Raw genomic sequence first — 24,089 nt, 5'->3', positions numbered from 1 at the left:
AATCTACGTCTTTCACAGAGTCAATACAAAACACCTTTGGTGTTGTAAGGTTAAGCCTCTCGGGTCATTAGTACTGGTTAGCTCAATGCATCGCTGCACTTACACACCCAGCCTATCAACGTCTTAGTCTTAAACGTCCCTTCAGGTGGCTTAAAGCCACAGGGAAGACTCATCTCGAGGCAAGTTTCGCGCTTAGATGCTTTCAGCGCTTATCTTTTCCGCATTTAGCTACCGGGCAATGCCATTGGCATGACAACCCGAACACCAGTGATGCGTCCACTCCGGTCCTCTCGTACTAGGAGCAGCCCCTCTCAATCTTCCAACGCCCACGGCAGATAGGGACCGAACTGTCTCACGACGTTCTAAACCCAGCTCGCGTACCACTTTAAACGGCGAACAGCCGTACCCTTGGGACCTACTTCAGCCCCAGGATGTGATGAGCCGACATCGAGGTGCCAAACACCGCCGTCGATATGAACTCTTGGGCGGTATCAGCCTGTTATCCCCGGAGTACCTTTTATCCGTTGAGCGATGGCCCTTCCATTCAGAACCACCGGATCACTATGACCTACTTTCGTACCTGCTCGAGCCGTCACTCTCGCAGTCAAGCTAGCTTATGCCATTGCACTAACCTCACGATGTCCGACCGTGATTAGCTAACCTTCGTGCTCCTCCGTTACTCTTTAGGAGGAGACCGCCCCAGTCAAACTACCCACCAGACACTGTCCTCACCCCGGATTACGGGGCCGAGTTAGAACATCAAACATTAAAGGGTGGTATTTCAAGGTTGGCTCCACAAGAACTGGCGTCCTCGCTTCAAAGCCTCCCACCTATCCTACACATCAAGGCTCAATGTTCAGTGTCAAGCTATAGTAAAGGTTCACGGGGTCTTTCCGTCTTGCCGCGGGTACACTGCATCTTCACAGCGAGTTCAATTTCACTGAGTCTCGGGTGGAGACAGCCTGGCCATCATTACGCCATTCGTGCAGGTCGGAACTTACCCGACAAGGAATTTCGCTACCTTAGGACCGTTATAGTTACGGCCGCCGTTTACCGGGGCTTCGATCAAGAGCTTCGCATTGCTGCTAACCCCATCAATTAACCTTCCGGCACCGGGCAGGCGTCACACCGTATACGTCCACTTTCGTGTTTGCACAGTGCTGTGTTTTTATTAAACAGTTGCAGCCAGCTGGTATCTTCGACTGGATTCAGCTCCGGGAGCAAGTCCCTTCACCTACGCGCCAGCGTGCCTTCTCCCGAAGTTACGGCACCATTTTGCCTAGTTCCTTCACCCGAGTTCTCTCAAGCGCCTGAGTATTCTCTACCTGACCACCTGTGTCGGTTTGGGGTACGATTTCGTGTTACCTGGAGCTTAGAGGCTTTTCCTGGAAGCATGGCATCAACTACTTCACCACCGTAGTGGCTCGTTATCACGCCTCAGGGTTATACAGAAAAGCGGATTTACCAACTCTTCCCCCTACACGCTTGAACCGGGACAACCGTCGCCCGGCTAGCCTAGCCTTCTCCGTCCCCCCTTCGCAGTAACACCAAGTGCTGGAATATTAACCAGCTTCCCATCGACTACGCTTTTCAGCCTCGCCTTAGGGGTCGACTCACCCTGCCCCGATTAACGTTGGACAGGAACCCTTGGTCTTCCGGCGTGCGGGTTTTTCACCCGCATTATCGTTACTTATGTCAGCATTCGCACTTCTGATACCTCCAGCAGCCCTCACAGACCACCTTCGACGGCTTACAGAACGCTCCCCTACCCAACAACGCATAAGCGTCGCTGCCGCAGCTTCGGTGCATGGTTTAGCCCCGTTACATCTTCCGCGCAGGCCGACTCGACCAGTGAGCTATTACGCTTTCTTTAAATGATGGCTGCTTCTAAGCCAACATCCTGGCTGTCTATGCCTTCCCACATCGTTTCCCACTTAACCATGACTTTGGGACCTTAGCTGGCGGTCTGGGTTGTTTCCCTCTTCACGACGGACGTTAGCACCCGCCGTGTGTCTCCCGTGATAACATTCTTCGGTATTCGTAGTTTGCATCGAGTTGGTAAGCCGGGATGGCCCCCTAGTCGAAACAGTGCTCTACCCCCGAAGATGAGTTCACGAGGCGCTACCTAAATAGCTTTCGGGGAGAACCAGCTATCTCCCGGTTTGATTGGCCTTTCACCCCCAGCCACAAGTCATCCGCTAATTTTTCAACATTAGTCGGTTCGGTCCTCCAGTTAGTGTTACCCAACCTTCAACCTGCCCATGGCTAGATCACCGGGTTTCGGGTCTATACCTTGCAACTTGACGCCCAGTTAAGACTCGGTTTCCCTACGGCTCCCCTATACGGTTAACCTTGCTACAAAATATAAGTCGCTGACCCATTATACAAAAGGTACGCAGTCACCCCACAAAGGAGGCTCCCACTGCTTGTACGTACACGGTTTCAGGTTCTATTTCACTCCCCTCGCCGGGGTTCTTTTCGCCTTTCCCTCACGGTACTGGTTCACTATCGGTCAGTCAGGAGTATTTAGCCTTGGAGGATGGTCCCCCCATATTCAGACAGGATGTCACGTGTCCCGCCCTACTCATCGAACTCACAACGTATGCATTTTTGTGTACGGGACTATCACCCTATACTGTGCGACTTTCCAGACGCTTCCACTAACACATACCCTGATTCAGGTTCTGGGCTCTTCCCCGTTCGCTCGCCGCTACTGGGGGAATCTCGGTTGATTTCTTTTCCTCGGGGTACTTAGATGTTTCAGTTCCCCCGGTTCGCCTCATTACACTATGTATTCATGTAATGATAATGTGTCGAAACACACTGGGTTTCCCCATTCGGGTATCGTCGGTTATTACGGTTCATATCACCTTACCGACGCTTTTCGCAGATTAGCACGCCCTTCATCGCCTCTGACTGCCTAGGCATCCACCGTGTACGCTTAGTCGCTTAACCTCACAACCCGAAGGTGTCTTAAAAGACATCATCGCGCTGCGATTATTTGAGAGACTCTGTTACAGACAGAATCACCACTCAGTACTTCTACGGAGAGTGATGTTCAGCTGTAAACTTTCAATTTTTCAGCTTGTTCCAGATTGTTAAAGAGCAATATCTTAAACACGACTCGTTAAAGTCATCTTTAAGATTTTTTATCGTTCATAAAGAACTGTTGATAATGTCTTTCACACATTATCGGAGTGGCGTCCCCAAGGGGATTCGAACCCCTGTTACAGCCGTGAAAGGGCAGTGTCCTAGGCCTCTAGACGATGGGGACACGAAAAATCCGTACCAGACCGCAGAACGGTATGGCACTTTTCGCATCAGCGTAAGGTCTCCCTTACCGCATCAACAGGTGCTCTTGCTCATTAATTTCATCAGACAATCTGTGTGGACACTGCACAATGCGTATCTTGAGGTAAGGAGGTGATCCAACCGCAGGTTCCCCTACGGTTACCTTGTTACGACTTCACCCCAGTCATGAATCACAAAGTGGTAAGCGCCCTCCCGAAGGTTAAGCTACCTACTTCTTTTGCAACCCACTCCCATGGTGTGACGGGCGGTGTGTACAAGGCCCGGGAACGTATTCACCGTAGCATTCTGATCTACGATTACTAGCGATTCCGACTTCATGGAGTCGAGTTGCAGACTCCAATCCGGACTACGACATACTTTATGAGGTCCGCTTGCTCTCGCGAGTTCGCTTCTCTTTGTATATGCCATTGTAGCACGTGTGTAGCCCTACTCGTAAGGGCCATGATGACTTGACGTCATCCCCACCTTCCTCCGGTTTATCACCGGCAGTCTCCTTTGAGTTCCCACCATTACGTGCTGGCAACAAAGGATAAGGGTTGCGCTCGTTGCGGGACTTAACCCAACATTTCACAACACGAGCTGACGACAGCCATGCAGCACCTGTCTCAGAGTTCCCGAAGGCACTAAGCTATCTCTAGCGAATTCTCTGGATGTCAAGAGTAGGTAAGGTTCTTCGCGTTGCATCGAATTAAACCACATGCTCCACCGCTTGTGCGGGCCCCCGTCAATTCATTTGAGTTTTAACCTTGCGGCCGTACTCCCCAGGCGGTCGACTTAACGCGTTAGCTCCGGAAGCCACGCCTCAAGGGCACAACCTCCAAGTCGACATCGTTTACAGCGTGGACTACCAGGGTATCTAATCCTGTTTGCTCCCCACGCTTTCGCACCTGAGCGTCAGTCTTTGTCCAGGGGGCCGCCTTCGCCACCGGTATTCCTCCAGATCTCTACGCATTTCACCGCTACACCTGGAATTCTACCCCCCTCTACAAGACTCTAGCTTGCCAGTTTCAAATGCAGTTCCCAAGTTAAGCTCGGGGATTTCACATCTGACTTAACAAACCGCCTGCGTGCGCTTTACGCCCAGTAATTCCGATTAACGCTTGCACCCTCCGTATTACCGCGGCTGCTGGCACGGAGTTAGCCGGTGCTTCTTCTGCGAGTAACGTCAATGCAGCGTGCTATTAACACACTGCCCTTCCTCCTCGCTGAAAGTGCTTTACAACCCTAAGGCCTTCTTCACACACGCGGCATGGCTGCATCAGGCTTGCGCCCATTGTGCAATATTCCCCACTGCTGCCTCCCGTAGGAGTCTGGACCGTGTCTCAGTTCCAGTGTGGCTGGTCATCCTCTCAGACCAGCTAGGGATCGTCGCCTAGGTGAGCCATTACCTCACCTACTAGCTAATCCCATCTGGGCACATCCGATGGCGTGAGGCCCGAAGGTCCCCCACTTTGGTCTTGCGACATCATGCGGTATTAGCTACCGTTTCCAGTAGTTATCCCCCTCCATCAGGCAGTTTCCCAGACATTACTCACCCGTCCGCCGCTCGTCACCCAAAGAGCAAGCTCTCCTGTGCTACCGCTCGACTTGCATGTGTTAGGCCTGCCGCCAGCGTTCAATCTGAGCCATGATCAAACTCTTCAATTAAAAGTTCGATTTGCTTAAACAAGTTAAGCGGTGCTCAAAGTTTACTTTCGTAATAATTCACTAAATGAATTACTGCTTGGTCACTCTAAGACTTGATATTTTTTGCCACCGAGGTGGCTGATATCGTCTTGTGAGTGCCCACACAGATTGTCTGATAAATTGTTAAAGAGCAGTGAGTTACGCGCTTTCGCTTGCTAACTCGAGGTGGCGTATATTACGCTTTCCTCTTTCAGTGTCAACCGTTTATTTCATCCGGTTGCCGCTGTTTTTAATCTTTCCGACCCGGTTACTTCGTGATGTTGTTCACGTTGTTCCCTGTCGATGGAGCGGCATTATAGGGAGTTCTCAGCAGGCCGCAAGGGCTAATTTTAAGAAAGAATACCGTTTGCTGCATTACACAGCAAACACACCGCTTATACCGTGTTTTGCACAGATTTATCCACAGATGCACAGGAATCTCAAATTTTGCGAGCGTCGCGCAATCGTTTTCGCTACAATTTCGCGCGTCAGTTTTCGACACCCATCGCGGGTGATAAATGAAAAGTAAGTCGTCAGAGGGAAGCTATCAGAGCTCAATTCCACGTTTTTCTGCAAATTACTCTATATAGAGAGAAGAAAACGCCCATTGAATTCCGATAACGCCCTTTATTACGACTCCAAAGCCAAGGATATAAACCACCATGCAACAATCTCGTCCAATCCGCCGCGCCCTGCTCAGTGTTTCTGATAAAGCCGGTATCGTAGAATTCGCCCAGGCACTCTCTTCGCGTGGCGTTGAATTGCTTTCCACTGGCGGCACCGCCAGCCTGTTGGCAAAAGCCGGTCTGCCAGTCACAGAAGTGTCTGACTACACGGGTTTCCCGGAAATGATGGATGGACGCGTCAAAACCCTGCACCCGAAAGTTCACGGCGGGATCCTCGGTCGTCGCGGGAAAGATGATGACATTATGGCGCAGCACGCGATCGCGCCAATCGACATGGTGGTCGTAAACCTTTATCCGTTCGCGCAAACCATCGCCCGCCCGGATTGCTCACTGGAAGATGCGGTAGAAAACATTGATATCGGCGGCCCGACCATGGTCCGCTCGGCGGCGAAGAACCACAAAGACGTGGCGATCGTGGTGAAGAGCAGTGACTACGCTTCTATTATTGAAGAGATGGATGCCAACAGCAGCTCACTGACGCTGGCAACCCGTTTCAATCTGGCGATTAAAGCTTTCGAACACACCGCGTCTTATGACGGCATGATTGCTAACTACTTCGGCACCATGGTTCCGGCTTATCACGGCGATACCGAATCCGCGTCTGGCCAGTTCCCGCGTACCCTGAATCTTAGCTATATAAAGAAACAAGATATGCGTTATGGCGAGAACAGCCATCAGAACGCCGCCTTCTATATAGAAGAAAGCGTCAGCGAAGCTTCCGTTGCTACCTCGACTCAGCTGCAAGGTAAAGCTCTTTCCTATAACAACATTGCAGATACCGATGCGGCGCTGGAATGTGTGAAGGAATTTGCAGAGCCTGCGTGTGTCATCGTTAAGCACGCGAACCCTTGCGGCGTTGCCATCGGCGACAACATTCTGGCCGCTTACGAACGTGCTTATCAGACTGACCCGACTTCTGCTTTCGGCGGTATTATTGCCTTCAACCGCGAGCTTGATGCTGAAACAGCAAAAGCGATCATCAGCCGTCAGTTTGTCGAAGTGATCATCGCTCCGTCAGTCAGCCCTGAAGCGCTGACCCTGACTGCGGCAAAACAAAACGTTCGCGTTCTGACTTGCGGCCAATGGCAAGGGCGCCAGAAAGCGCTGGACTTCAAACGTGTGAATGGCGGCCTGCTGGTTCAGGATCGTGATTTGGGTATGGTTGACGCCGGTGACCTGCGTGTTGTTTCCCAGCGCCAGCCAACTGAGCAGGAACTGACTGATGCCCTGTTCTGCTGGAAGGTTGCCAAGTTCGTTAAATCCAACGCGATCGTTTATGCACGCGACAAAATGACTATCGGTATTGGCGCAGGCCAGATGAGCCGCGTTTACTCTGCCAAAATCGCGGGGATTAAAGCCGCAGACGAAGGTCTGGAAGTCGCAGGGTCCGTGATGGCATCCGATGCCTTCTTCCCGTTCCGCGATGGTATTGATGCCGCCGCTGCGGTAGGCATTACCTGTGTGATTCAGCCTGGCGGTTCAATCCGTGATGACGAAGTTATCGCGGCCGCCAACGAACACGGTATCGCAATGCTGTTCACCGACATGCGCCATTTCCGTCATTAATTTTCTTTTTGCGGGTGCGATGCGCCCGCTCACCCGGAGTCCTCGAATGAATATTTTAATTATCGGTAACGGCGGGCGTGAACATGCACTGGCATGGAAGGCATCGCAATCTCCTCTGGCGGACAAAGTTTTTGTCGCACCCGGTAACGCCGGTACCGCGCTGGAACCTCTGCTGGAGAATGTTGATATCGCCGCGACCGATATCGCAGGTTTGCTGGCGTTTGCCAAAAGTAATGATATCTGTCTGACGATTGTCGGCCCGGAAGCCCCGCTGGTGATTGGCGTGGTCGACGCATTCCGCGCTGCTGGGCTGAAAATTTTTGGCCCGACGCAGGAAGCGGCGCAACTGGAAGGCTCGAAAGCTTTCACTAAGGATTTCCTCGCTCGCCACAATATCCCAAGCGCGGATTACCAGAACTTCACCGAAATCGAACCGGCACTGGCTTATCTGCGCAGTAAAGGCGCGCCGATCGTCATTAAAGCCGACGGGCTGGCTGCGGGCAAAGGTGTCATCGTGGCGATGACATTAAAAGAAGCGGAAGACGCCGTTCACGATATGCTGGCAGGAAACGCTTTTGGCGATGCAGGCAGCCGTATCGTTATCGAAGAATTCCTCGATGGCGAAGAAGCGAGTTTCATCGTGATGGTTGACGGCACGAACGTTTTGCCAATGGCGACCAGTCAGGATCACAAACGTGTTGGCGATGGCGACAGCGGCCCGAATACCGGCGGTATGGGCGCTTATTCTCCGGCACCGGTTGTGACAGATGAAATACATCAGCGCGTGATGGATCAGGTTATCTGGCCGACCGTGCACGGCATGGCGGCTGAGAACAATACTTACACCGGTTTCCTGTATGCGGGTTTGATGATTTCCGCAGACGGCCAGCCGAAAGTGATCGAATTTAACTGCCGCTTCGGGGATCCGGAAACTCAGCCGATCATGTTGCGTCTGCGTTCGGATCTGGTCGATCTTTGTCTGGCCGGTGCGGAAGGTCGTCTGGGTGAGAAAACATCCGAGTGGGACCCACGTCCTTCACTGGGCGTTGTGATTGCCGCCGGCGGTTATCCCGCCGATTACAAAACCGGTGATGTGATCCACGGCCTGCCGCTGGAAGAAGCGCCAGACGGTAAAGTCTTCCAGGCTGGAACCCGTTTGCAGGATGAACGCGTGGTGACCAATGGCGGACGCGTATTGTGCGTGACTGCATTGGGTAAAACCGTCGAAGCCGCACAGCTGCGTGCTTATGATTTAGCGAAAGATATTCATTGGGAAGGCAGTTTCTGCCGCAAAGATATCGGCTATCGCGCCATTGACCGCGAACGTAATCAGTAATCGGGTTCACCTTACGCTCAAAACCTGACGATCAAAAAAGGCACGCTCAGCGTGCCTTTCCTTTATACGTATACGCAAGCGGGATCAGAGATCTGACTCTTTAGGTTCCCACTTACAGAAATCTTCATTTGCGACCAGCAGCAATTCGTTGCCTTCCGGTGCGGTCAGCCAGGCAAGGCCGAGATTGTCGTTACTGCGACTGGCCCGTTTAGCCAGCCAGACCTGCGAACGGACAGTTAGCTTTGGCGTCACCTGTTCGCCTGCGCACGTCGTGATCAGACCCTGCCGCCAGTTAGCCTGCACCAGCCGGACATCGCCCACGCGCAGCGCACTACTCAGATCGAGGATTTTCGCCGCTTCATATTTATAGCGATCAATATCATCCGAGGATAATTTTTCCCGACGCTCAGGAAGTTGTCGCTGCATGAAGCTGACGTGCCCGCTATCGTCAAAACGCAGCATCACGCCTAAATCCGTTTTAGTCGCATGCGTTTCTTTAATCAGGTGCAATTGCCCCTGCTGGAATTCATATCGGGTAATGATCGTATCGCCACCAAAATAGGGGCTGTATACGTTGAGAATAGTTTGAGGTTCGTTTTGTGCGTTGTCTTCGCGCCAGAGCCGGTTGATACCCTGATCGGCAACATACCCGCTGGCAAAGAATAATTCAGAGGAGTTTTTAGAACTGCAACCCACCAGACCGAGAACCAGTAAACTTGCCACCAGTCTGGGGGTGATAAACTGAAGGGGCTTACAGACCCCTCCGCTTATTCTTTTCACTGCAAGCAATTACTTAACAGCGTCTTTCAGAGCTTTACCAGAAACGAACGCAGGCACGTTTGCAGCTGCGATTTTGATTTCTTTACCAGTCTGTGGGTTACGACCAGTACGCTCGTTACGATGATTTACCTTGAAAGTCCCGAAACCAACCAATTGTACAGCATCACCTTCTTTCAGAGACTCGGTAATAGCAGACAGAGTAGATTCAAGAGCAACTTTGGCTTGTGCTTTGGAAAGATCAGCTTTGTCAGCAATTACATCAATCAGTTGAGTCTTGTTCATAAGTTATCCTTTACAGTGTGTTTATCGTTTGCAAAGCATCGAGTGCGACGGATATGCCGATTGACAGCACCCTCCTGCATACACGCACCGATAGCCACTTTTTTTACGCACCCCAAATGTAGACCAGACAGGGTGCGGATGTGAAGCCTTAAGGCACGACAAATCAGGCGTTAAATCACGTTTTCTAGCCTTATTGCGCTAAATTTATGCCAATGTTACTGACAGCGGCTTCACGCAGGTCAGAACGTAAACCTTTTATTAATTCCAGGTCACGCTCTTCACAGTCAGCCAACAGGCGAAAAATCTCCCATTGGATGTCCCATTCTTCTTCAACAGCAGGAATGACTTTCAGCTCTTCATCGGTCATTTCTTTACCGGCCTGAGTCATTTCCAGCATCGCAACAGTACGAATTGACGCTTCGCTCACAGCGACCGCATGAGACAACGTTTCGCCGCTCAGACGTGAATGAATCAGTTCGCCTAATGCAATACACGCATCAATGGCCGGGTAAACGCCATAAATGTCGTAATCATCGGAAGAAGGCACAGCTTCCTCCAGTTTTTCGAGCTGTGAGTCAAAATTGACCTTGGCGTCTTTTACCACCAGCGTTTCCCAGATTAAATCCAGGATACGGCGGTAAACCTGTGCCTCGCCAAACCCGGTTTCCAGGCAAAAAGCCTGATAGTTCGGGTACATGCGTTCACACAAGCTCGCCATAAACGTCACGTGTTGCCAGCTTTCCAGCTTTTCCAGACGTAAATGTATTGGATTACGTAACATGAGTTGATCTCGTTAACTTTTCTGCGCGGGAGTTTACCTGAAATAAATCAATATCCCTATTCCTTGATTCCTAAAGATCATCACTCAACCGTTGCCAGCGTTGAAACGCTGCCCGGTTTGATGCCACAGCATCCGCCCAGCGGGTTGGCTCCGGCAGACGATATTGCCGCATGCAGCGTTCAACCCAGTAAAGTGACGATTCCATGCTGATGCGATTGCCCGGCGAGATAAACAGCGGATTACAGCGCAGTTTGCTGCGCCAGACCCAGCCGATCTGCTCGTCGCCTTCATAAAGCGCCTGCTGGCTGTGCTGTTCTTCCCCGAGCGGCAGAAACTTGCCGCACAAACGGCTCTTGGCCACACCAATCGTTGGCACGTCAATCATCAGGCCAAAATGGCTGGCGACGCCCAGACGGCGCGGATGCGCAATGCCCTGTCCGTCAACCAGCACCAGATCCGGCCGCAAAGTGATTTGTTGCCAGGCCTGCAACAGCGCCGGTAATTCCCGAAAAGAAAGGAAGCCGGGGATATAAGGCATGACAGTCGCAATGCGGGCTATCTGGTATTCCACCAGTTCCAGCGAGGGATAACGCAGAACCGCAACCGCGGCGCGCGTCACTTCACCACCCTGTTCAAAACCGACATCCACACCCGCAACCAGCGCAGGTGTGCTGAAATCAGTCGGATCCCGCAGTTCAATCTGATCGGCAAGGATCCGTTGTTCTTCACGTAACACGCGGGTATCAATCATACGCCGGATTTACTCGTGATATTGCCGGGACAGGCTGTGCACCGCTTCCACGAACGCACCCGCATTTTCTGGCGGGACATCCAGATGAATACCGTGGCCCAGGTTAAACACATGACCATTGCCTTTACCAAAACCGGCGAGAATGGTTTCCACTTCCTGTTCGATGCGTACCGGAGAAGCATAGAGCATGGAAGGATCCATGTTGCCCTGAATCGCCACTTTGTCGCCCACACGACGACGGGCATCGGCAATATCCGTTGTCCAGTCGAGGCCCAGCGCGTCACAACCCGTTGCCGCCATCGCTTCCAGCCATTGTCCGCCGCCTTTGGTGAACAACGTCACCGGCACGCGGCGTCCTTCGTTTTCGCGAATCAGGCCGTCGACAATCTTGTGCATATAGTTCAGGGAAAACTCGCGGTAATCGCGAGGCGTGAGCACGCCACCCCAGGTGTCAAAAATCATGACGGACTGCGCGCCCGCTTTGATTTGGGCATTAAGGTAGAGAATGACGCTGTCAGCCACTTTATCCAGCAGAAGGTGCATTGTTTGCGGATCGGCATACATCATCTTTTTAATTTTTGTGAAGGCTTTGCTGCTGCCACCTTCCACCATATATGTCGCCAGTGTCCACGGACTGCCGGAAAAACCGATTAGCGGGACTTCACCTTTGAGGTTTTTACGGATAGTGCGAACCGCGTTCATGACGTAGCCCAGTTCCATTTCCGGATCGGGGACAGGCAGTTTTTCCACATCGGCACGGCAGGTCAGCGGGGAAGAAAAACGGGGTCCTTCACCGGCTTCGAAATACAACCCCAGCCCCATGGCATCAGGAATAGTCAGGATGTCAGAGAACAGAATCGCGGCGTCCAGCGGGTAGCGACGCAGTGGCTGGAGGGTCACTTCACAGGCCAGCTCCGCATTCTTGCAAAGCGACATAAAATCGCCGGCTACAGCGCGGGTTTCTTTGTACTCTGGCAAATAACGGCCCGCCTGACGCATCATCCAGACCGGTGTGATATCCACAGGCTGGCGTAACAGGGCGCGCAGGTAGCGGTCATTTTTCAACTCATTCATTCTGTCTTTTTCCTTCAATATTCGGGCAGCCCGAAAATAATCTGGCGGCATTCTAACATGCAACACTCCTGCTACACGTCGGCTTCATCTCTTTCTGCGCGGCACAGCGCAACCGTATCTTCAATCAGCCGGCGGGCGATGGTTCCCGGCGGTGGCAGTTGCGGGAGTGCATCGAAACGATACCAGCCCGCATTGAGCAGCTCTTTCGGATCATGCACGATGTCACCGCTGTCATAGTCGGCCATAAACGCCATCATCAGCGAATTCGGGAACGGCCACGGCTGAGAACTCACGTAGCGGACGTTCTTCACGCGAATATTGCTCTCTTCCATCACTTCACGCGCCACGGTTTCTTCAAGGGTTTCCCCGACTTCTACGAAACCGGCCAGTACCGTGTGGATGCCGTTACGGTGACGGACATGTTGCGCCAGCAAAATCTCATCACCACGGCGGATTGCGACAATAATGCAGGGCGCGATTTGCGGATAATACCGTTCACGACAATGCCCGCACAGCGCAGCCCATTCCGTTTTGCTGACCTGCATTTCATGGCCGCAGTAGCCGCAGAATTTATGCGAACGGTAAAATTCCGACAACTGTACGCCGCGACCGACCAGCTGGAATAACCCGCGATCCTGATCGAGCATCTGCCGCGCGGACACCATGTGATTGTGCATCGCCTGACACACCATCCACACCGGATCGCCCTGCCATTCGCCAATCTGACGCCCGATTTTCCCCGTCAGAGAAAATTGCGCCGCGCTGCCAAACGGCAGTTCACCTTCGGGCAGCCACAGCTTGCCCTCATAGCTGATGACCCACCAGCCGGTATGTTGTTCTGTAATCTGTAATTCCATAATTGTTGTTGCATAACCTCGACGAGACTGACAATCTGGGGTTGATATTTACATATTAGTAACCTTTGGTTACTTTTTTCTCGCTCACGGAGTCAACCATGCTAAATCGTCTGGAAAGACTGACCCAACGCGTTGGTGGCAGCAATGAGTTAGTGGATCAATGGCTGCACGCACGCAAAGAACTACTGGTGTCTTACTGCACACTGGTCGGCCTGAAACCCAATAAAGAAAAACATACACCGCTGAATGAAAAAGCGTTGGACAACTTTTGCCATAACCTTGTGGATTACCTTTCTGCCGGTCATTTTCATCTTTATCAACGGGTCATCGATGAAGTGGACAGTGCAGAGATAAAATTACAGGCTGCGAAAATATACCCTGCACTTGAGCTCAATACTGAAGCTATCATGGCTTTCCATGACAGTTACACCGAAAATGATATTGATGATGACAATGCTTTCGCATTTCATTATGCATTATCCGATGTGGGTGAAGCATTGGATGCGCGTTTTCAGCTCGAGGATCAACTGATTATTCTGGCCTTTGATCCGGAAAGTCGCAAAGAATTGCCTTCGGCAAACGAAGAGCATCTTGCCAGACCGGCGTAACGTGTTAGTCCTGCACAACACGTTGCCACAATAAAAACCCTGCTCAGGGTTGTAGTTTTTAAAACAGCCTCCTATATTGAGGCTTCTTGTCGGAGTGCCTAGTGCAAAATTTCCTCGTGGAGATGATGCCAGGCTGAGACCGTTAATTCGGGATCCGCGGAACCTGATCGGGTTAGTACCCGCGAAGGGAACAAGAGTAATGTTATGCGTTTAGCGCGATTTGGTATCAGCCTGCAAATGGCCGCCAGCGTTCAACCGCCCATTTTTACTCCTGCCGTAAACCTCCAGACAAGCAATTTTCCATAACGTTCTGTCACGCTTTTTGCCGTGAAAACAACACAAGGAATTTGCTATGTCGAGTACCCAGAAACCCGTTACATCCGAAAAAAAACCCGCTAACCGCCGTGAGCAACGCGCACAAGCACAGTCGTTTATCGACAGCCTGCAGGGCGAAGCCTTTCCCAATTCCCGACGTATCTATCTTCAAGGCGACGACGCCGATATTCGCGTCCCTATGCGGGAAATCCAGCTCAGCCCGACGCTGGTCGGCGGCGGAAAAGACAACCCGCAGTTTGAGGAAAACGAAGCAATTCCGGTTTATGACACCGCCGGGCCGTATGGCGATCCGTCTGCGACCCTCGACGTGCATACCGGTCTGGAAAAATTGCGTGCCCGCTGGATAACCGGACGCGCCGATACGGAAGAACTCCCGCAGGTCAGCTCCGGTTTTACTCAGCAGCGTCTGGCCGACGAAGGGCTGGATCATTTACGCTTTGAACATCTTCCGCGCCCGCGAAAAGCCCTTGCCGGTAAAAATGTCACGCAACTGCATTACGCGCGCCGGGGCATGATTACACCTGAGATGGAATTTATCGCCATTCGCGAAAATATGGGGCGCGAGCGGATCCGCGGAGAAGTTCTGCGCCAGCAACATCCTGGTGAAAGCTTTGGCGCGCATCTGCCCGCCAATATCACCGCAGAGTTCGTTCGTCAGGAAGTTGCCGCCGGACGCGCGATTATCCCTGCGAACATCAACCATCCGGAATCCGAGCCGATGATCATTGGCCGTAATTTTCTGGTGAAGGTCAATGCCAATATCGGCAACTCAGCCGTGACGTCCTCCATCGAAGAAGAAGTTGAAAAACTGGTGTGGTCGACGCGCTGGGGCGCGGATACCGTGATGGATCTCTCCACCGGCCGCTATATCCACGAAACCCGCGAATGGATCCTGCGTAACAGCCCGGTTCCGATTGGCACCGTTCCGATTTATCAGGCGCTGGAAAAAGTGAACGGCATTGCCGAAGACCTGAACTGGGAAATGTTTCGCGACACCCTGCTGGAACAGGCCGAACAAGGCGTGGATTACTTCACCATTCACGCGGGCGTGTTGCTGCGTTACGTACCGATGACCGCCAAACGCCTGACCGGCATTGTTTCACGCGGTGGCTCGATCATGGCGAAATGGTGCCTGTCGCATCATCGCGAAAGTTTCCTGTACGAGAATTTCCGTGAGATTTGCGAAATCTGCGCCGCTTACGATGTCTCGCTTTCTCTTGGCGACGGCCTGCGACCAGGTTCGATTCAGGACGCCAACGATGAAGCGCAGTTCGCAGAATTGCACACGCTGGGTGAACTGACAAAAATTGCCTGGGAGTATGACGTGCAGGTGATGATCGAAGGGCCGGGGCATGTGCCGATGCAAATGATCCGCCGCAATATGACGGAAGAACTCGAGCATTGCCACGAAGCGCCGTTCTATACGCTCGGGCCACTGACGACAGATATAGCGCCCGGTTATGACCACTTCACATCCGGAATCGGTGCCGCAATGATTGGCTGGTTTGGTTGCGCGATGCTGTGCTACGTCACGCCAAAAGAGCATCTCGGCCTGCCGAACAAAGAAGACGTTAAACAGGGTTTGATTACCTACAAGATTGCGGCGCACGCGGCAGATTTAGCGAAAGGCCATCCGGGCGCGCAAATTCGTGATAACGCCATGTCTAAAGCGCGGTTCGAATTTCGCTGGGAAGACCAGTTTAATCTGGCCCTCGATCCGGCTACAGCCCGCGCTTATCACGACGAAACCCTCCCGCAGGAATCCGGAAAAGTCGCGCACTTCTGTTCAATGTGCGGGCCGAAATTCTGTTCCATGAAAATCACTCAGGAAGTTCGCGATTACGCCGCCGCGCTGGAAGCCAAAGCCCAGCCCGTCGAACTCGTAGAAGCCGGCATGGCACAAATGTCTGCGGAATTCCGTTCGCGCGGCAGCGAGCTTTATCACCCTGCCAGCCATTCCACTCCGGAGATCAGTAAATGAATCAGCCTGCAAAGACGTTTCCGTCCGTTCCTTTCCATCTGGGTTTATATCCGGTGGTGGATACTGTCCAGTGGATTGCCCGACTGCTGGATGCGGGCGTTAAAACGCTGCAACTGCGGGTGAAAGATTTACCCGATGAAGACGTCGAACCTGCCATTATCGAAGCCATTACGCTGGGACGAAAATATGACGCGCGGCTGTTTATTAACGATTACTGGCGTCTGGCGGTAAAACATCAGGCGTACGGCGTGCATCTGGGCCAGGAAGATCTGGATACCGCCGATTTGCAGGCCATCCTTGATGCCGGTTTACGTCTGGGTGTATCAACGCATGACGACGATGAACTGGCCCGCGCTGTGGCGGTCAATCCGTCTTATATTGCACTCGGCCATATTTTCCCGACGCAGACCAAAGATATGCCGTCGGCACCGCAAGGTTTGTCGGAATTAGCCCGACACATTGTGCAGCTGAACGGCAGTTTCCCGACAGTCGCCATCGGCGGCATCAGTATTGACCGCGCGCCGTCGGTTCTGGATTGCGGCGTCGGCAGCATTGCCGTTGTCAGCGCCATAACGCAGGCCGCGGACTGGCGTGCGGCCACCGCAGAATTGCTGGCCTTATGCGCCAGCAAGGTTCCGGAAGATGCTTAACGACGCTGCTTTTATGCGCTACAGCCGTCAACTGATGCTGGAAGAATTTGGTCCACAGGCGCAGGAAAAGTTGCTGGCGTCAAAAGTGCTGATCGTCGGGCTCGGCGGTCTGGGTTCACCGGCAGCCCTTTATTTGGCGGCGGCGGGCGTTGGTACGTTATTTCTGGCCGATGATGACACATTGCACATCACCAATCTTCAGCGGCAAATACTCTACCGTACCAACGACCTTGATCAACCGAAAGCCAGTCTGGCGAAACGCGAACTGCTGCGCCTGAACCCACTTTGTGAAGCCGTTGCCATCACGGAACGGCTCGCAGGAGAAACGCTGCTTCGGGCCGTCGGCAATGCCGATGTCGTTTTAGATTGCAGCGACAATATGGAAACCCGACACGCGGTCAATAAAGCCTGCGTCGATAGGGGTAAAACGCTGATCAGCGGCAGCGCGGTTGGATTCAGCGGCCAGCTTCTGGTCATCGAAGCGCCCTATCTTCACGGCTGCTACGCCTGTTTGTATCCGGATCAGGAAACTGTGCAACGCAACTGCCGGACATCGGGCGTTCTCGGTCCGGTCGTTGGCACCATCGGCATCCTGCAGGCGCTGGAAACGCTCAAAATTCTGGCCGGTCTGCCGAGTTCTCTCAGCGGAAAGTTACGGCTGTTTGACGGGAAAACGCAAAACTGGCGCTCCCTGCAACTTACGCGCTCACCGGTTTGTGCCGTCTGCGGAGGCCAGCCATGAACATTCTCGTCAACGAAGAAACGCATCATTTCACTGAACCGCTGACGCTGAATACGCTGCTCAATCTCCTGGAACTGAACCCGGCGGGCAGCGCGCTTGCGGTCAATCAGGTCATAATTCCGCGTGATAACTGGCCTGCCCACTTACTGGAAGATGGCGATCAGGTATTGCTCTTTCAGGCGATTGCCGGAGGATGAAACATGTTAAAAATTGCTGATGCTACGTTTACCTCACACCTTTTTACCGGGACAGGAAAATTCGCTAATGCGTCTTTGATGCAGCAATCACTGGCGGCATCCGGTTCTCAGCTGGTGACGATGGCGATGAAACGCGTCGATTTGAGGCGCGGCGGGGATGACATTCTTTCGCCTTTGCAGCAACTTGGCGTGCGCTTGTTGCCCAATACGTCCGGCGCAAAAACGGCAGAAGAAGCGGTCTTTGCCGCCCGACTGGCACGCGAAGCGCTGGGCACGCACTGGGTAAAACTGGAAATCCATCCGGACATGAAATATCTGCTGCCCGATGCCATCGAAACCCTGAAGGCCGCAGAAATATTGGTGAAACAGGGCTTTGTGGTTTTGCCTTATTGCAGCGCTGACCCGGTGTTGTGCAAACGACTCGAAGAAGCCGGATGTGCCGCAGTCATGCCACTCGGCTCACCGATTGGCTCAAATCAGGGGCTGCAAACCCGTGAGTTCCTGCAAATTATTATCGAACAGTCGCGGGTGCCCGTTGTGGTTGATGCCGGGATCGGCGCACCCAGTCAGGCCGCAGAAGCGCTGGAAATGGGCGCGGATGCCGTGCTGGTGAATACGGCGATTGCCGTTGCGCGCGATCCGATTTCCATGGCGACGGCATTTCGTCTGGCCGTTGAATCGGGCCTGCTTGCCCGTCAAAGTGGATTAGGTGGACAGCAACGTTATGCCAGCGCATCCAGCCCGCTGACCGGATTTCTGACTTCCCCGCAGGCAACCTTATGAGTAACTTCACCGATGTCTGGTCAACGCTCGACTGGGACGATATTTCTCTGAGAATTAACAGTAAAACGGCCCAGGATGTTGAGCGGGCGCTGAGCAGGAACAAAATCGACCGTGATGATTTTATGGCACTGATTTCTCCGGCCGCATTGCCCTATCTCGAAGAAATGGCGCAGCGGGCGCAACAACTCACGCGCCAGCGTTTCGGCAATACCGTGAATTTCTTTGCGCCTCTTTATCTCTCCAATCTTTGCGCCAACGAATGTACGTACTGCGGCTTTTCGATGAGCAATAAGATCAAACGCAAAACCCTGGACGAAGAGGAGATCAGCGCTGAATGTGAGGCGCTGAATGCACTGGGCTTCAAACACCTGTTGCTGGTAACGGGCGAGCATAAAGGGAAGGTCGGCATGGATTATTTCCGCCGACATTTCCCGGCAATCCGCAGCCATTTTGATTCACTGATGATTGAAGTGCAGCCGCTGCCGCAGGAAGAATACGCCGAGTTAAAAACGCTGGGGCTGGACGGTGTTCTGGTTTATCAGGAAACCTATCACGCGCCGACGTATGCGCTGCATCATCTGCGCGGGCAAAAACAGGATTTCTTCTGGCGGCTGGAAACCCCTGACCGGCTGGGACGTGCGGGAATCGATAAGATCGGGCTCGGAGCGTTGTTCGGGCTTTCCGGAAACTGGCGAACTGACAGTTATATGGTGGCCGAGCATTTACTTTATCTGCAACGAACCTACTGGCAAAGCCGCTATTCGGTGGCATTTCCAAGATTGCGTCCATGTACCGGCGGAATCGAACCGGCGTCGTTACTGGAGGAAAACCAGCTCGTGCAGCTGATTTGCGCTTTCAGGATGCTGTCGCCGGATGTCGAGCTTTCCCTGTCGACACGCGAATCACCGTATTTCCGTGATCACGTCATTCCTCTGGCGATCAACACGGTCAGCGCCGGATCCAAAACACAGCCGGGCGGTTACGCAGACGATCATCCGGAACTGGAACAATTCGCGCCACATGATAACCGCTCACCGCAGCGGGTAGCGGCGGCCTTAACGCAGGCCGGATTGCAGCCGGTATGGAAAGACTGGGACAGTTTTTTGGGGCGTGCGCCGCAGGAAAATGTCGCCAGACTGCAACCCGATAATCTCTCGGGAATGCATATTCCATAAAGCGATTTTGCCCCTCGCGCCTGCACGCCGGGAAGGTTACCGTGCCGTTGTCGCTGCATCATCGCAGCCGGCCAGCGCCACGCATCCCGGCGCTGCTTCCAACCAGCCGGAACAGGTTATCATCCAGTTTCCTGTTCCGGCTCCTCTCTATTTATTCATCCGTAAAACCAACACATCGTTATCTCAGGCAAAAAAAAACCGCTCCCGAAGGAGCGGCTTGATACGTTTCGACAGCGGACGATTACTCGTCGTTGTTACCGAAACCTGCGTTCAGCAATTCAGCCAGGTTAGCCGTTGCTTCATCCGCGCTCACTGGCGGTGCGACTGGCACATCACCCTGTGCTTTACGACGTGCACGTTCCTGATGGTAAGAGTAACCGGTACCGGCTGGGATCAGACGACCCACGATAACGTTCTCTTTCAGGCCACGCAGTTCATCACGTTTACCGGCAACAGCCGCTTCGGTAAGAACGCGCGTGGTTTCCTGGAACGACGCAGCAGAGATGAAGGATTCGGTCGCCAGGGATGCCTTGGTGATACCGAGCAGGTCACGACTAAAGGTTGCCGTGATTTTGCCTTCAGCTTCCAGCTTACGGTTAGCGATTTTAACGCGAGACATTTCTGCCTGCTCGCCTTCCAGGAAGTCTGTGCCACCCGCGCTAACGATGGTGCCTTTACGCAACATCTGACGAACGATAACTTCGATGTGTTTATCGTTAATCTTAACGCCTTGCAGACGGTAAACTTCCTGCACTTCGTTGGTGATGTAGCGGGTAACCGCATGAACACCACGCAGACGCAGGATGTCATGTGGAGACTCAGGGCCGTCGGATACGACGTCACCACGTTCCACAACTTCGCCTTCGAACACGTTCAGCTGACGCCATTTTGGAATCATTTCTTCGTAAGCATCGCTGCCATCCAACGGAGAAATTACCAGACGACGTTTGCCTTTGGTTTCTTTACCGAAGGAGATGATCCCGCTGATTTCAGCAAGGATTGCAGGCTCTTTCGGACGACGCGCTTCGAACAAGTCAGCAACGCGTGGCAGACCACCGGTGATGTCCTTGGTACCGCCGGATTCCTGAGGAATACGCGCCAGGGTGTCACCCGAGTGAATCTGAGTACCATCTTCCAGCTGAACGATCGCTTTACCTGGCAGGAAGTATTGAGCAGGCATATCTGTACCTGGGATCAATACGTCGTCGCCTTTAGCATCAACGATTTTCAGTGCCGGACGCAGGTCTTTACCGCTACCAGTACGTTCTGCAGAATCAAGAACAACCAGAGAGGACAAACCGGTCAGGTCATCTGTCTGACGGGTAATGGTCTGAGTATCAACCATATCGGCAAAGCGAATGAAACCACTCACTTCACTGATAACTGGCATTGTGTGCGGATCCCAGTTAGCAACGGTCTCGCCGCCGTTAACAGATGCGCCATCACCTTTGCCCATCACGGAACCGTAAGGCACTTTATAGCTTTCTTTGGTACGACCGAATTCGTCGATCAATTTCAGCTCAGTGTTACGGGAAGTGATAACCAGTTTGCCGTTAGAGTTGCTAACGTGCTTGTGGTTGCTCAGTTTAATGGTACCGGTGTTTTTCACCTGGATGCTGGATTCAGCAGCCGCACGAGATGCCGCACCACCGATGTGGAACGTACGCATCGTCAGCTGAGTACCCGGTTCACCGATGGACTGTGCTGCAATAACACCGATCGCTTCACCTTTGTTGATGATGTGACCACGTGCCAGGTCGCGACCGTAGCAGTTTGCACAAACACCAAAGTCGGTTTCGCAACTTACGACTGAACGTACTTTCACGCTGTCGACGGAGTTTTCTTCTAACAGATCACACGTCTTCTCATGAAGCAGGGTGTTACGTGGAACCAGGATATCTGCCGTACCCGGCTTGATGATATCTTCTGCAGTTACACGACCCAATACACGTTCGCGCAGTGGTTCTTTAACGTCGCCACCTTCGATGACCGGAGTCATCATGATGCCTTCGTGAGTCCCACAGTCGTCTTCGGTAACAACCAGATCCTGTGCCACGTCAACCAGACGACGGGTCAGATAACCGGAGTTAGCCGTTTTAAGTGCGGTATCCGCCAAGCCTTTACGCGCACCGTGAGTAGAGATGAAGTACTGGAGTACGTTCAGACCTTCACGGAAGTTCGCGGTGATTGGCGTTTCAATGATGGAACCATCCGGCTTAGCCATCAGGCCACGCATACCGGCCAGCTGACGAATCTGTGCAGCAGAACCACGCGCACCGGAGTCGGCCATCATAAAGATACTGTTGAAGGAAACCTGCTGTTCAACAACACCGTCACGGTTGACGACGTCTTCAACAGACAAGTTTTCCATCATTGCCTTAGCAACACGTTCGTTGGCCGCAGCCCAGATGTCGATCACTTTGTTATAGCGTTCGCCAGCAGTGACCAGACCAGACTGGAACTGTTCCTGGATTTCAGCAACTTCGGTTTCTGCTTCTTCGATGATCTCTGCTTTCTTCGCAGGGATTACCATGTCATCGATACCGACTGACGCGCCTGAACGGGCAGCGTAAGCAAAACCGGTGTACATGATCTGGTCAGCAAAAATAACGGTCGGCTTCAGGCCCAAAATGCGGTAACAGGTGTTCAGCATTTTGGAGATAGCTTTTTTGCCCAGAGGCTGGTTGACGATAGAGAACGGCAGACCTTTTGGCACGATCATCCACAGGATGGCGCGACCGACAGTCGTGTCAATAATCGACGTCTTGTGCGTAACTTCGCCTTCGGTATTTTTGATCTCTTCGGTAATACGCACTTTGACACGCGCATGCAGAGAGGCCAAACCGCCGCGATAAATACGCTCAGCTTCTTTAGGACCGGTCAGAACCATGCCTTCGCCTTTGGCGTTAACACAGTCACGAGTCATGTAGTACAGACCCAATACAACGTCCTGAGAAGGAACGATGATTGGCTCGCCGTTCGCAGGTGACAGGATGTTGTTGGTAGACATCATCAGCGCACGCGCTTCCAGCTGGGCTTCCAGCGTCAGCGGTACGTGAACAGCCATCTGGTCACCATCGAAGTCGGCGTTATAGGCCGCACAAACCAGCGGGTGCAGCTGAATTGCTTTACCTTCGATCAGAACCGGTTCAAACGCCTGGATACCTAAACGGTGCAGGGTTGGTGCACGGTTCAGCAGTACCGGGTGTTCGCGGATAACTTCGTCCAGGATATCCCAAACGACAGCTTCTTCGCGCTCAACCATTTTCTTAGCGGCTTTGATAGTGGTGGCCAGGCCACGCAGCTCCAATTTGCCGTAGATGAACGGTTTGAACAGTTCCAGTGCCATTTTCTTCGGCAGACCACACTGGTGCAGACGCAGGTATGGACCTACGGTGATAACGGAACGACCAGAGTAGTCGACACGTTTACCCAGCAAGTTCTGACGGAAACGACCCTGTTTACCTTTAATCATGTCTGCCAGAGATTTCAGCGGACGCTTGTTAGAGCCGGTGATTGCACGACCGCGACGGCCGTTATCCAGCAAAGCATCTACCGCTTCTTGCAGCATACGTTTTTCGTTACGTACGATGATGTCTGGCGCAGCCAGATCCAACAGGCGTTTCAGACGGTTGTTACGGTTGATCACGCGACGATACAGATCGTTCAGATCCGACGTTGCGAAACGGCCGCCGTCCAACGGAACCAATGGACGCAAGTCTGGTGGCAGAACAGGCAGCACGGTCAGGATCATCCACTCTGGTTTGTTACCAGATTGAACAAACGCTTCCAGCAGCTTGATACGCTTGGTCAGCTTCTTACGTTTGGTTTCGGAGTTGGTTTCGTTCAACTCTTCACGCAGTTGTTCGCATTCCGCTTCCAGATCCATGTTTTTCAACAGAGCCTGAATAGCTTCAGCACCCATCTTCGCGTCGAACTCATCACCAAACTCTTCCAACGCATCCAGATACTGCTCTTCAGTCAGGATCTGGCGTTTTTCGAGGTTAGTCATGCCGCCTTCGATAACCACATAGGATTCGAAGTACAGAACACGTTCGATGTCACGCAGTGGCATATCCAGCAGCAAACCGATGCGCGAAGGCAGCGATTTCAGGAACCAGATGTGTGCTGTCGGGGAAGCCAGTTCGATGTGGCCCATACGCTCACGGCGTACTTTAGTCTGGGTCACTTCAACGCCGCACTTCTCGCAGATCACGCCACGATGTTTTAAACGCTTGTACTTACCGCACAGGCATTCGTAGTCTTTTACTGGTCCGAAAATACGGGCGCAGAAAAGGCCGTCACGTTCTGGTTTGAACGTACGGTAGTTAATGGTTTCTGGCTTCTTAACTTCACCAAAAGACCAAGAACGGATCATGTCTGGCGATGCCAGAGCAATTTTGATCGCATCAAACTCTTCGGTCTTAGTTTGCGCTTTCAGAAACTTTAGTAAGTCTTTCACGGATTAGCTCCCGTCGGGTTAGACCTGTTAGGCACCTGCTGACTGTCTCCAGCCAGACAGGTGCC

The 24,089-nt window shown here is 52.8% G+C and carries 16 protein-coding genes, 1 tRNA gene, 2 rRNA genes and 1 riboswitch; of the genes, 9 read left to right on the top strand and 10 right to left on the bottom strand.

All coding sequences use genetic code 11. From position 1 onward, the window contains the following. Nucleotides 1-46: 46 nt before the first annotated feature. From BV494_RS18485 to BV494_RS18475, 3 genes are all read right to left on the bottom strand, one after another. Nucleotides 47-2,955, bottom strand: a 23S ribosomal RNA gene (locus BV494_RS18485). A 243-nt stretch (nucleotides 2,956-3,198) separates the two neighbouring features. Then, nucleotides 3,199-3,274 (bottom strand) — tRNA-Glu (locus BV494_RS18480). Between the two features lie 142 nt (nucleotides 3,275-3,416). Continuing rightward, nucleotides 3,417-4,959: ribosomal RNA gene (locus BV494_RS18475) — 16S ribosomal RNA — on the bottom strand. The 16S and 23S rRNA genes sit together here with 1 tRNA gene alongside, the layout of an rRNA operon. Before the next feature lie 680 nt (nucleotides 4,960-5,639). Between BV494_RS18475 and purH the strand changes: the two genes are divergently transcribed. Together purH and purD are read left to right on the top strand one after the other, a co-directional pair. Then, nucleotides 5,640-7,229: a bifunctional phosphoribosylaminoimidazolecarboxamide formyltransferase/IMP cyclohydrolase gene (gene purH / locus BV494_RS18465; RefSeq protein ID WP_104924149.1), complete on the top strand. Its 1,590-nt coding sequence runs from the start codon at nucleotides 5,640-5,642 to the stop codon at nucleotides 7,227-7,229. Between the two features lie 46 nt (nucleotides 7,230-7,275). Continuing rightward, on the top strand, nucleotides 7,276-8,565 hold the full coding sequence (gene purD, locus BV494_RS18460) for a phosphoribosylamine--glycine ligase (protein ID WP_104924148.1): 1,290 nt from the start codon (nucleotides 7,276-7,278) through the stop codon (nucleotides 8,563-8,565). An 84-nt stretch (nucleotides 8,566-8,649) separates the two neighbouring features. Here purD and BV494_RS18455 read toward each other — a convergent pair whose 3' ends face one another. The 6 genes from BV494_RS18455 to nudC all read right to left on the bottom strand — a co-directional run bounded on the left by BV494_RS18455 (nucleotide 8,650) and on the right by nudC (nucleotide 13,090). Beyond that, nucleotides 8,650-9,291: a DUF1481 domain-containing protein gene (locus BV494_RS18455; RefSeq protein ID WP_226790091.1), complete on the bottom strand. Its 642-nt coding sequence runs from the start codon at nucleotides 9,289-9,291 to the stop codon at nucleotides 8,650-8,652. 63 nt (nucleotides 9,292-9,354) lie between these two features. Then, a complete protein-coding gene (hupA, locus tag BV494_RS18450) occupies nucleotides 9,355-9,627 on the bottom strand; it encodes a nucleoid-associated protein HU-alpha (protein WP_013577396.1) in 273 nt (90 codons plus the stop codon). A gap of 190 nt (nucleotides 9,628-9,817) precedes the next feature. Next, nucleotides 9,818-10,408, bottom strand: coding sequence for a YjaG family protein (locus BV494_RS18445; RefSeq protein WP_104924147.1), 591 nt, complete (start codon nucleotides 10,406-10,408; stop codon nucleotides 9,818-9,820). Nucleotides 10,409-10,478: 70 nt separating this feature from the next. Further along, nucleotides 10,479-11,159: a deoxyribonuclease V gene (gene nfi, locus BV494_RS18440; RefSeq protein ID WP_104924146.1), complete on the bottom strand. Its 681-nt coding sequence runs from the start codon at nucleotides 11,157-11,159 to the stop codon at nucleotides 10,479-10,481. Between the two features lie 9 nt (nucleotides 11,160-11,168). Beyond that, nucleotides 11,169-12,233 (bottom strand): uroporphyrinogen decarboxylase, encoded by a 1,065-nt coding sequence (gene hemE / locus BV494_RS18435; RefSeq protein ID WP_104924145.1) that lies wholly within the window; start codon nucleotides 12,231-12,233, stop codon nucleotides 11,169-11,171. A 71-nt stretch (nucleotides 12,234-12,304) separates the two neighbouring features. Beyond that, nucleotides 12,305-13,090: an NAD(+) diphosphatase gene (nudC, locus tag BV494_RS18430; protein WP_104924144.1), complete on the bottom strand. Its 786-nt coding sequence runs from the start codon at nucleotides 13,088-13,090 to the stop codon at nucleotides 12,305-12,307. 98 nt (nucleotides 13,091-13,188) lie between these two features. Between nudC and rsd the strand changes: the two genes are divergently transcribed. The 7 genes from rsd (at nucleotide 13,189) to thiH (ending at nucleotide 19,562) form a co-directional block, all read left to right on the top strand. Then, a complete protein-coding gene (gene rsd, locus BV494_RS18425) occupies nucleotides 13,189-13,698 on the top strand; it encodes a sigma D regulator (RefSeq protein WP_104924143.1) in 510 nt (169 codons plus the stop codon). Between the two features lie 80 nt (nucleotides 13,699-13,778). Then, nucleotides 13,779-13,905: riboswitch (TPP riboswitch) on the top strand. Nucleotides 13,906-14,050: 145 nt separating this feature from the next. Continuing rightward, complete coding sequence (thiC, locus tag BV494_RS18420; RefSeq protein ID WP_104924142.1) at nucleotides 14,051-16,015, top strand: phosphomethylpyrimidine synthase ThiC; 1,965 nt, start codon at nucleotides 14,051-14,053, stop codon at nucleotides 16,013-16,015. Further along, nucleotides 16,012-16,665, top strand: a complete 654-nt coding sequence (gene thiE, locus BV494_RS18415) for a thiamine phosphate synthase (protein ID WP_104924141.1) — start codon at nucleotides 16,012-16,014, stop codon at nucleotides 16,663-16,665. The genes thiC and thiE overlap by 4 nt, the downstream gene beginning before the upstream one ends. After that, entirely contained in the window at nucleotides 16,658-17,407 is a 750-nt protein-coding gene (locus BV494_RS18410; RefSeq protein ID WP_104924140.1) for a HesA/MoeB/ThiF family protein, read from the top strand. The genes thiE and BV494_RS18410 overlap by 8 nt, the downstream gene beginning before the upstream one ends. Next, nucleotides 17,404-17,604 carry a sulfur carrier protein ThiS gene (gene thiS / locus BV494_RS18405; protein WP_104924139.1) on the top strand — a complete coding sequence of 67 codons (201 nt, stop codon included), beginning with the start codon at nucleotides 17,404-17,406 and terminating at the stop codon, nucleotides 17,602-17,604. Before BV494_RS18410 ends, thiS begins: the two co-directional genes overlap by 4 nt. Nucleotides 17,605-17,607: 3 nt before the next feature. Further along, entirely contained in the window at nucleotides 17,608-18,387 is a 780-nt protein-coding gene (locus BV494_RS18400) for a thiazole synthase (RefSeq protein ID WP_104924138.1), read from the top strand. After that, on the top strand, nucleotides 18,384-19,562 hold the full coding sequence (gene thiH / locus BV494_RS18395; RefSeq protein ID WP_104924137.1) for a 2-iminoacetate synthase ThiH: 1,179 nt from the start codon (nucleotides 18,384-18,386) through the stop codon (nucleotides 19,560-19,562). Before BV494_RS18400 ends, thiH begins: the two co-directional genes overlap by 4 nt. Before the next feature lie 241 nt (nucleotides 19,563-19,803). On the opposite strand, the gene rpoC is transcribed toward thiH, so the two are convergent. Continuing rightward, nucleotides 19,804-24,024, bottom strand: coding sequence for a DNA-directed RNA polymerase subunit beta' (gene rpoC / locus BV494_RS18390; RefSeq protein ID WP_104924136.1), 4,221 nt, complete (start codon nucleotides 24,022-24,024; stop codon nucleotides 19,804-19,806). Between the last annotated feature and the right edge of the window lie 65 nt (nucleotides 24,025-24,089).

Source organism: Rahnella sikkimica (genome assembly GCF_002951615.1).
GTDB lineage: Bacteria > Pseudomonadota > Gammaproteobacteria > Enterobacterales > Enterobacteriaceae > Rahnella > Rahnella sikkimica.
The sequence above is the reverse complement of the archived record's forward strand: the minus strand, read 5'-3'. Positions and strand labels throughout refer to the sequence as shown.

Bases quoted from the DNA above. Each gene is read 5' to 3' on its own strand.
- hemE (WP_104924145.1), bottom strand. From the start codon at position 12,233: ATGAATGAGTTGAAAAATGACCGCTACCTGCGCGCCCTGTTACGCCAG.
- BV494_RS18445 (WP_104924147.1), bottom strand. From the start codon at position 10,408: ATGTTACGTAATCCAATACATTTACGTCTGGAAAAGCTGGAAAGCTGG.
- thiC (WP_104924142.1), top strand. From the start codon at position 14,051: ATGTCGAGTACCCAGAAACCCGTTACATCCGAAAAAAAACCCGCTAAC.
- nudC (WP_104924144.1), bottom strand. From the start codon at position 13,090: ATGGAATTACAGATTACAGAACAACATACCGGCTGGTGGGTCATCAGC.
- thiH (WP_104924137.1), top strand. From the start codon at position 18,384: ATGAGTAACTTCACCGATGTCTGGTCAACGCTCGACTGGGACGATATT.
- thiE (WP_104924141.1), top strand. From the start codon at position 16,012: ATGAATCAGCCTGCAAAGACGTTTCCGTCCGTTCCTTTCCATCTGGGT.
- purD (WP_104924148.1), top strand. From the start codon at position 7,276: ATGAATATTTTAATTATCGGTAACGGCGGGCGTGAACATGCACTGGCA.
- nfi (WP_104924146.1), bottom strand. From the start codon at position 11,159: ATGATTGATACCCGCGTGTTACGTGAAGAACAACGGATCCTTGCCGAT.
- thiS (WP_104924139.1), top strand. From the start codon at position 17,404: ATGAACATTCTCGTCAACGAAGAAACGCATCATTTCACTGAACCGCTG.
- BV494_RS18410 (WP_104924140.1), top strand. From the start codon at position 16,658: ATGCTTAACGACGCTGCTTTTATGCGCTACAGCCGTCAACTGATGCTG.
- BV494_RS18400 (WP_104924138.1), top strand. From the start codon at position 17,608: ATGTTAAAAATTGCTGATGCTACGTTTACCTCACACCTTTTTACCGGG.
- rsd (WP_104924143.1), top strand. From the start codon at position 13,189: ATGCTAAATCGTCTGGAAAGACTGACCCAACGCGTTGGTGGCAGCAAT.
- hupA (WP_013577396.1), bottom strand. From the start codon at position 9,627: ATGAACAAGACTCAACTGATTGATGTAATTGCTGACAAAGCTGATCTT.
- purH (WP_104924149.1), top strand. From the start codon at position 5,640: ATGCAACAATCTCGTCCAATCCGCCGCGCCCTGCTCAGTGTTTCTGAT.